6 protein-coding genes are annotated in these 9,520 nt (G+C 38.1%); all 6 read right to left on the bottom strand.

Annotated elements, in window-relative coordinates; all coding sequences use genetic code 11:
- On the bottom strand, positions 1-347 hold a 347-nt coding region (locus HPS56_RS13085), incomplete at its 3' end, for a hypothetical protein (RefSeq protein WP_172277572.1).
- A gap of 53 nt (positions 348-400) precedes the next feature.
- Positions 401-1,129: a hypothetical protein gene (locus HPS56_RS13090; RefSeq protein ID WP_172277575.1), complete on the bottom strand. Its 729-nt coding sequence runs from the start codon at positions 1,127-1,129 to the stop codon at positions 401-403.
- Between the two features lie 11 nt (positions 1,130-1,140).
- Complete coding sequence (locus tag HPS56_RS13095) at positions 1,141-3,072, bottom strand: discoidin domain-containing protein (protein ID WP_172277578.1); 1,932 nt, start codon at positions 3,070-3,072, stop codon at positions 1,141-1,143.
- Positions 3,073-3,442: 370 nt separating this feature from the next.
- A complete protein-coding gene (locus HPS56_RS13100) occupies positions 3,443-4,978 on the bottom strand; it encodes an O-antigen ligase family protein (protein ID WP_172277580.1) in 1,536 nt (511 codons plus the stop codon).
- 12 nt (positions 4,979-4,990) lie between these two features.
- Positions 4,991-6,502, bottom strand: coding sequence for a hypothetical protein (locus HPS56_RS13105; RefSeq protein WP_172277583.1), 1,512 nt, complete (start codon positions 6,500-6,502; stop codon positions 4,991-4,993).
- A 504-nt stretch (positions 6,503-7,006) separates the two neighbouring features.
- Positions 7,007-9,520: hypothetical protein (locus HPS56_RS13110; RefSeq protein WP_172277586.1), on the bottom strand; the 2,514-nt coding region annotated here is incomplete at its 5' end.

Here is a 9,520-nt window from a genome sequence, read left to right on the forward strand (position 1 = left end):
GCCCTTGTCACGTATGCCTTGAACCAAATCCGTTCTCCTTTGAAATATCCTGTGTTGTCAAAGTGCAGATATACTTTTTCCTGCGGGAAGTAATGGTTGAACTTGTCGATATTTCTTGCGAAATCTCTAAGTCTCTCTATTTCCGTATCTGTTTTTGAAGCTTTGTATGCTGTGTTTTGTGTTGTCAGGCCCTCATCGGTAGAGGCATTCGTTATGTGTGTTTCTGCGTTGAGGGGCTGTGCTTTAAGTGCAACAGATGACAATGTGAGAAATAAAATGGCAATACATATTCTTATGTATTCTTTTAAATCTTGCTTAACTATATTTTGTTTTATGAGTGTTATCATATTGTTGCACATAATTCTTTTAATGTTTTGTTATTATTAAAGTGGGATAGATATTATTTTAAAATCCATGTAATATCTCCTTTTGTTTCGCTATGTATCATTCCATATACATTGAAATAAAAATGTAGAACGCTTAGATTGGACAGACTGACACAGTATTCCACATCTCCATCAAAAGAGAAAGACATGCCTCCTCTTCCAAAATAATCAAAATTTGATGATGCTATATTACCGGAGTAAAGTGGGCCGCCAGGTTTGCTGATTACATCTATTTGAGGATGAACAGAAGGAGATACAAGATGTCCGGTGGAAGACCAAAACCAGTCTGCCATACATGAGCATTCAAAATCCCAATAACCATTTGAAACTCTGAAATATGGCGAATTTTCAGGGTTTCCGTTAACGGTAAAAATATATCCGAAGTTTTCAAAAGTTTCATTTTCTTCTCCCTTTGTTTTCACCCTATTGTTTCTCTTTGGTACTTGTTTTAAAGAGTTTGTTTTCCCATTATTTGAAGCTATCATTTTATAATTTCCTCTTACAGCGGAAATGGCTTTGAACAGTCCTTCAATGTCTTCAATATCTATATCAATATTTCCCCCATCGTATTTGTCTTCAAGCTTAACATTGATGTCGTAGTCCTCGGCCAATTCCAATATTTTAAGCCGTAGTTCAGCGGCTTTTTCAGCGTTTGTCTTCTCTTCTGTTTCAAAATCACTTGTGCAGTTTATAAACATTAACGATGCCATGATAAGTATGGCGGAATAAATTTTTTCTTTCATAGTTGTAATGTTTAATACCAGTTTATTTTATTATTGTTATAGGTGAATATGCGTTCCTCCTGTCCTTCATTTAAGTCATGAAGGATATATATAGTTTCGGATGGTATATCCTTGAAAACCAAAGTTCCGTTTTTAGCTATTTGTGTGTCTGCTATTTTTTGTTTGCCGTTCTCAAAGTAACATAATTGATATGTATGTCCTATGACGATATCATTTGCATCATTACGTGGGAGATATGCTATTTTATCTATCTCAACAGGATGTCCCATGTCCACGCCAATCCAGGCGTCTTTTGGAGACGTGCTTTCATAATATGTAACTTCTTTCCCGTCAAAGGCATATTCCGGTTTTGTCTTGTTCTGTCCCTTGCTGTCACTAATTATATTTGAGAAACTCTGTTTTATTCCGTTCTTTAAGAATGCGATTTCAGCAACGTTGCACCTTCCTTTTTCAGGGGAAACGAATCTCCAGTATCTGTATTTTCCTTTTATGTTTGTCACAGTCAGAGTGTCATAGCCAATAAGGTGTGTCTTCTTTATTGTCGCACATTGTTTCGCATCAGAGAAATTCGGATTGTTTGCTGCTTCAAAATAACCTTTTTTCATTATCCCTCGGAATCTGACAATGCGGTTGAAATGCGGATATTTTCTGTTTATTATAATACTCTGTTTCTTGTTGTGGTTGGGTTTTAGATATACAATACTTCCATCTCGGTTTAACAGTATAGGGTCTCCTGCCGGTATACAACCATTGCGCCCCCAAAATACAGGCAGGTATACGATGTTACTTCCCAAGTTCTTGAATGTTGCTGTCCTGTTACTGTTTATTACAGCAAAATCAACAGGAATCCATGTCTGGTTATTGAAAACGGCAATATATGCAAATTTATCTTTAAGATGTTTGTCGTTAAGCTTTGTCGTGATGTTTTTTCCTATAAAGTATTCGTTGGAAACGTCTTTGATAAATGGAGTATTAAGTATTGGCGGAATGTTCTCTCCCAAGTCCTTATTCAATGCGTACAGGCTTTGTGGTTGGTAACTGAATGTTCTTCTATATACTTTTGCCATTTCCCTTCCCTGTTTGTTAGGATATCCCGGATTGCTTTCACATCCCATGAATGGAATGTTCAAACCCGTATTGTCCAAGAGGCTGTTCCAATAGTGGTTGTTTGATCGGTTCGGCCATTGTGGTGTGTAGTCTAAGCACACAGGTATCCCGCATGCCCTCATGACGTATGTAGTGTATGTTGCATAGTCGATACATTCTCCCATCTGCATGTTTTTCAATGCAGAGACAGGTAAATTTATGTTTAATTCAGGTAAAACTTTCTTGTTATTGTATTTCAATGCTTTTAATGCGTCATTGACTTTACTTGCAGCCCAAAACGCTGAATTTTTCATGTCATCACTGGTTATGACAGACGTTGCATATTTATAGTATAGCTTTCTTAAATCTTCCCTCCAATTTGAAGTCGGCTTCTCATTGTTAACTCTATATGGCAGCATATATTCACAAAAATCTTCAAATGAAAGATGCTTGGCCCACAGACCGTTTCTCCAGTCTTCAAACGCCATGTCTATATTGTTGATAATGTCTTTTTCATTTATGAAGTCATTATCTTTGGTAAGAGTCAGGTTTACGTAAGGGTCACCGCATTCTGTATAAAGTCTATAATACTGTTCTGTACATTCCGGATACTTATACTGTTTGTTTATTTGTTCGATACCTGCATAGTATTTATCGAGTATAGGACTGTCCTTAAAAGAATGATACTTCATATTTTCCACAATGAACCTTGCGGCCTTAATCTTTTCTTGGTCTCCGGTTTTAGTGTAGTGGGCGATAACCTTTTCGCCCACAGTGCTTTTGGGTGTTTCTTGGGAATAGGCAGTTATGGTTATAGTCAGAAATATGAAAGATGTTATGATTGTTTTTGTATTCATGATATTATTTCCTATATGATGATTATTTCGGTAAAGATTCTTTTATATAAATTTTCCAGTAGGCCTTTATTTCAACGCAATATATGGTTGTCGTTTTTCCTGTTCGTTTTTTCTGTTCATTTTATAAAAATTGTTTTCTGCAAAGATAGGGATTAAAAAAGTTTTTTGCAAATAAAAAAGAGTTTATTTTTTATATTTGTTACATTGCATAAAATGCTATGTTGTTGATTGTCAGTTATATATTTAAAAAGTAGTACTTGTTTAACATTAAAAATGTAACAAATGAAATTCCATATTTTTTTGTTATGAATAAAATAAGTGTATTTTTGTCTACCCAAGTCCTTTAAACAAGTTTGATTATATTCGTTTTTTAGTTTTCATAGCCTCTTATTTCATCAAGCATTTGGTTGACTGTTTCCGATTTTATTTTTACCGGCTTGTTTAGTATAATGTCGGCCATCCGTCTTCTTTCCGTTGTATTTTCTGTTTGTCGGTAAATCATGTATGTCTCATACAGTGGTGTGATTCTTGACGGACACATGAAATGCGCTTGTTTGTACCAGTGCGTTGCATCGGAGAAGTTTCTTAGTTCCCTGTTGATGTCACCGAGCAGCAGGCACAGGTCGTAGTCTGCAAGAATCTTGGAGCATTCCATGGCAGTTTTCAAAGCTCTGCGGTATAATCCTGCATCAAACTGCATCACGGCAAGGGAATAGAGATAGCTGTAGTCATTACGCTTTTCATTGTAGTAAGCCTCATACATAGGAACGCATTTTCGTGCCGGCCTGTATTCCGCCGTTTCAAGGATTCTCTGAAGCTGTCTGTCGGTCTTTGCTTTAAATATAATGTATGTTGCTCCGGCAACAGCCAATGGGGTAATAAAAAGTATTGCATATCTGTTGATGCGTATTCCTTTTTCAAATATGCAGAATATAGCCGCTGCAAGCATGATCCATGTGAACGGATATAGAAAAGGGTAGGAGAACATGGAAAACAGTAATATCACGGCAAGTATGTGCAGTCCTGTATGTGTCAGTCTGTTTGTGTTTTTTCTTGCATGACACACTGTGAATAGGGATATTGCAGCCAATATGGCAAAACCAATGATTCCGAAGTCGACAGCTACAAGCATAAGCTCGTTCAACGGATGGTGTATATTGTCTGCCAGCATGGAGTATTCGCAGTCAGGATTGTTCTTGAAATATTCAGCCTGTATGTTCATATACTCCCTGTCGAATGTTCCTGTTCCGTCTCCAGTTATCGGATGTCTTTTTATAAGCTCGGCCGTTCGTTGCAGTATGAACCATCTACCGTTGGTAGAATCAGTCTTTATAGCCACGGCAGATATTGCGGCTGCAATAATTGCCACTGGTATGATAGCTGCATATTTTATGCTCAGCATCCTGCAAAGCATGATACATCCCGATACGATTATACACAGTATTCCGGTGCGTGAGCCGGAGCATACAACAGCTGTTACGCAGAGTAAGATGTATGTTATGATAATGCATTTTCCTTTATATCCCGTCTCTGTCAGGCGTCTTAGTGCCAGTGGCATGCTTAGAGCCATACATGATGCAAATCCCGCTGCGTTTTCAAAGCTTCCGGTGGTGTACATTCCGTATGGCGGAATGATACCGTAATGCTGCGAAATCATGAATAATGCCTGCAAGGCGCACACTGTCATTACGGCTTTTTCCATTTGTGTCCATAATTTTTCTGATGACAGCCCCTTGCACATTCCCGCTATCCGTAAAGTACAGAGTATTGTTATGCTCAATGCCAGCATAATAATCATGCCATACCATTTTGGCATTATCATATAATCAGAGAACCATTTTCCTGCGGTAAATACAGATGCGGCAACGGGCAATGCGCATATAATAAGCAGCGTTATGTTTCTCATATTCTTTGTTGTTTAGTAAACCACCGGCTTTCCGTTCTCAGTTATTCCCTCTGCCGACACAGCAAAGCCTGTGCATGTTGAGTTGTTGTAGAATGATATTTTTGCCTTTCCTTTGCTGTCTGTCCTCACATTCGGGTTCCAGTATAGCGTTCTGCGGTGGTCTTTGCTGTCTGTATTATTACTGTAGTATGGCATAGGGAAAGCCACATACTTTTCATATCTGTTACTATTATTGTTGTTTACTATCTCTTTTTCGTCTTCTTCTTTTGTCTTTGAGACCAAACATACGACAATGCCGGGTTTTCCTAAATGATTTGATGTCCTTGCATTGAACCCTGACGATGTTGCCTTATTCATAATGCGTTTAATAGGCCGTTCGGCATATCCGTATGCATTACATATAGCAGAGTCTGTTCGTATTATAATTTCCTTATAGTCCTTGTAGTTGAACCCAGGCCCGTCAAATATTTCCTTTGCTTCAGGTATGCATCTGTCGCCACAGTAATCACCGTCAATGCTTATCACTCGGAACGGCATGTCATACGGATAGTCCCAGTGCAGCAGCAATTCAAGTATTAAAGCCACGCTTTTCCAACCTGTCTCTGTGCGCAGTGTCGGTTCTTTAAACCCTTTGCCTTTTATCAGTTTAAGAGCATCATCCATTGATGAGTGTATTGAGGAATGTGTCAGTCCGATAACTTCCTTGTTTCCTGGTTTTATAGGTTTCTTAATTGTACACAGCATTCTTTCTTTACATGCAATATTTATTAATGAGATCTCTTCGTTTGTATATGTTCTTGCCGGTGGTGTAAGTTCAGCCTCCATCAGTGGCTTATATTTTTCTCGTTCCAGTTTCGTTGTCCATAGTGCAGGTTTATATCCGTATGTATTTATCATGTTTTTCCTGTCTGTTACCGCTATGGAATAGCAATAGTTTGGTTTTCCTTTTATTTTAATGGTAATTTTTCCGAACGGTTTCACTTGTGTCGTGTCATACGATATTGCAAGCTGTTCTTTTGTGTTGGTACAAGGCATCTTTAATGCATTGACGGTCTTTCTTGTTGTCTTTGTGTTTCTTTCCCTTGCAAAGATACTGCGATGTGAATAGTCTCCGTTTTTATTTTCGTCATATACAGGGATTACTTGTGAGAAATAGCACGGATTGCTTTTTATTGCCATACTTTTTGTATATGCCCTTATTTCATATAGTCCTGAAAGTAAAGACGGAGTGAGCTTTATTGTGCCGTTGCATTTCCCGTTTTCCATTTTATATTTTTGTGTCTTTACCACATATCCTTCCGGGGCAAGCAATTCCACATAAAGTGTTTTTGTGGAATTTTCAGATCCATTTGTCTGTGAATCAGTTGTATACGCAGCGAACCATATATTCTCATTGAGAAAGTATCCGTTATTATCGAGATGCATGTATACCGTCTCGTCTATTGTCGTTTCCGGTTTGATGTCTTGTGCCTGTATTATATTTGTTATAATGCTTGCAAGGAATAAGGTTATAGTAATTTTCATTGTATATTATTTAATCGTTCATAATTATTATTTTTACTTAGTAATATATTTATCTGCTTAAAATATGTTTTTACCAAAGTCGATTATTAGAAAAATGTCTCTCTTTTCAAATGAATGTTTAGAAAGCATTTGTTAATACTATATATAGGTTTTGAGGTAATTCCACGCTTATTTGCTTAGATTTTGCCAGATAAAATCTCTAATGGCCGATTTGGATTTAATGTATAAACTATTATAAATAGCTTAATATTGTTTTACTTTGTTTATTTTCACAAAGATATGTTCTTTTTTTATTTCGTCAAACAGATGTCAGGAAAATATAAGCGCTGTTAATTGTTTTTAACATTGTTTATTAAGGGTAACTGTTCTTTGTCTTAATGGTTACCGTTGCAGTTTTAATACTATACATTTAAAGTATACTGTTACTGTAATTACTCGTATTTTCTTGTTTGTTGTATTTTCCTTGTATTTGTATATGTTGCTATGGTTATTTCCTTCACATTTTCAGTAAACCACCGGCTTTCCGTTCTCAGTTATTCCCTCTGCCGACACAGCAATGCTTGTGCATGTTGAGTTGTTGTAGAATGATATTTTTGCCTTTCCTTTGCTGTCTGTCTTCACGTTCGGGTTCCAGTATAGCGTTCTTCTGTGGTCGGGCATCGGTGGTATCTGGCTGTAGTCGGGCATTTCGAAAGTCTCGGGTTTTGTATATCCTGAGAAGAATGTCTGTCTCAACCCCTTGTGTTTCACCTTGCGCGTGAAAGGAACGTATACAAATATTGTGACGGGATGATATGTGGCAAGAGCACCTGATACCACATAGTTTTTCCATATATTGTCATCTTCGGATATATATATGGATTTGAAATCTTCGAGCCATGTGGGCATTTCATAAAACCCTTGATCATGAGCCCATAATCCTGTCATGACATTGCGCCATCCACTTGGGCTAAGTCCTGTTATTTTATAAAAAATGTTGTTTAGAATCCAGACTATCGGGCGGTTTTTATAACTGATACCTCCCTTGAATATTTGCTCTGATGCGTCATTATTACCTGATATAGACTGTTCTCCGGTATTTTCTTCCTGTACAATCAATCCTGTGTCTTCTTTGTCATCAGTACGGTTTGACGTTGTATTCTTACTTCCGTTGAAAAAAGGATTTTTTTCTGACAGCCATTCTATAAGACCTGGTGTTTCTTCACCTTTGTCGAAATATTCATCTGCAGCTTTCGTACAGTCATATTTGATTGCAGCCTTATATGCTCCTCTTTGTTCATTGAGCCATCTGCTGCCGGCACTTTGGCGTTTTTTACCTTTTACTTTCACTTCTTTCAGTAAATGGTTGTCCTTATCTATTGGAATATACTCTTCTAAATCGAACTTTACTTTCAAATCTAACGTCTTTGAATTAGATTCATATTGCATTGTTTCGTATGGAGATAGTTTTCTTGCCTGTGGAGAAAAATTCCTGTCTATGCCTATTTTATATTTTACAGCCTTGTCATTTTTCTTCGTGTTTAGAAGCAGGGCAAACTCCCCCGTGCATTCAGGCATTTTGAAAGTATAGTAGCCGTTCTTGTCTGTTATGGTCTCTCCTGAAAAAGAAGCTCCCTCCCTGTTGTATAATGTTGCGTTCAGCCTTACTTTGTCTACAGTGTTCTTTTTCTTTCTTTGGTGTAGTTTCCCCATTATAAACAGTTCGTCCTCTATTGGATGATTCTTTACGAATGATTTTTGTCCGATCATCATTTTTATGTCATACCGTCTCCATCCCTGTACCATCATGAGCAGGTCTGCCGCTTTGCGGTGCTCCTCATCATCGGATTCCAGATAGTATTCCGCGTTATTGATATATCCTTTCAAATCAGACGAGAGGAGCAGCCATGTTGCAGCATTATGTGTGTATCCGTTTCCGTCAGTGTCCATGTCGCGCACAGACATTGAGAATGTTATGTTCGGCTGTGCCTTTGTCTCCAGTTCAATCTTTCCGCATGGTGACAGGTTCTCTGTCAGTGGTTTAACGTCAATTGTATCTATGTCGTTTTCCTGCGGATACACGAACACCATCCTTTCTGCCACGATGTTTCCGTCAGCATCTATGAGTGCAATCTGGTTTACCCCACTGTTCATTTTTCTTTTTGCAAAAGTCATAGTGGTGTTTCCGTTTTTTATTTCTATCACATTGAATGCTTTCACCTTTCCTTTGTTTAAAAGCACCAGTCCAAGGTCTTTATCATATCCTTTGGTATGTTGAAATGTGATTCTGATGCTGTCGTCATTTAATGTATTGACTGTAATTATACATCCTTCTGTCTCTGCTGCGGGTAATGGAAACCGTTGTTCTTTTTCCTTATTGTCTTTAATTATCAGTGCGGCAGATGTGTCAGTCGGAATGTAATTGAAAGTACCGCATCCTTCCCTTATTGTGCTTATATCCGTTGTTCCCTCAGAAGTTTCAAGCCGTCCTTTCGTGTCTATAGTCTCTCCGGTTTGTGATATAACTTTAAATGCCACACAGTTTCGCAGTCCCTTTACGAGGTGTCCTCCTTCGGGATAGAATTTTACGTTAATCTTTTTTCTAAAATTCTCTTCCCCTTTATCTTTCATTCTGTTGTCTGGCAACCGTTTTCTGTATTCAATCTCATTGATTACTTTTTTATATTCTCCCTCCTTCTTCGGTGCGTTGAACACGGGGAATACCCTTGAGAAAATGCCGTTTGCATTCCAGTTGAGCATGTATCTTGTGTATGCTCTTACCTCATAGAATCCGCTGTTGAAGATACTGTCAAGCTTTATCGAGCCGTCCGCCTGTCCGTCCTTGATGTTGAGCTTGCATGTCTCCACGACATCGCCAATGGGGTTGAGCAGTTCCACATACAGCACCTTGCTCATGTCTGTCTGCCGGTTGTTGTCTGCCCTTGTCACGTATGCCTTGAACCAAATCCGTTCTCCTTTGAAATATCCTGTGTTGTCAAAGTGCAGATATACTTTTTCCTGCGGGAAGTAATGGTTGAA

The sequence above is a fragment of the Xylanibacter muris genome, assembly GCF_013166605.1.
Classification (GTDB): domain Bacteria; phylum Bacteroidota; class Bacteroidia; order Bacteroidales; family Bacteroidaceae; genus Prevotella; species Prevotella muris.

Bases quoted from the DNA above. Each gene is read 5' to 3' on its own strand.
- HPS56_RS13100 (WP_172277580.1), bottom strand. From the start codon at position 4,978: ATGAGAAACATAACGCTGCTTATTATATGCGCATTGCCCGTTGCCGCA.
- HPS56_RS13095 (WP_172277578.1), bottom strand. From the start codon at position 3,072: ATGAATACAAAAACAATCATAACATCTTTCATATTTCTGACTATAACC.
- HPS56_RS13090 (WP_172277575.1), bottom strand. From the start codon at position 1,129: ATGAAAGAAAAAATTTATTCCGCCATACTTATCATGGCATCGTTAATG.
- HPS56_RS13105 (WP_172277583.1), bottom strand. From the start codon at position 6,502: ATGAAAATTACTATAACCTTATTCCTTGCAAGCATTATAACAAATATA.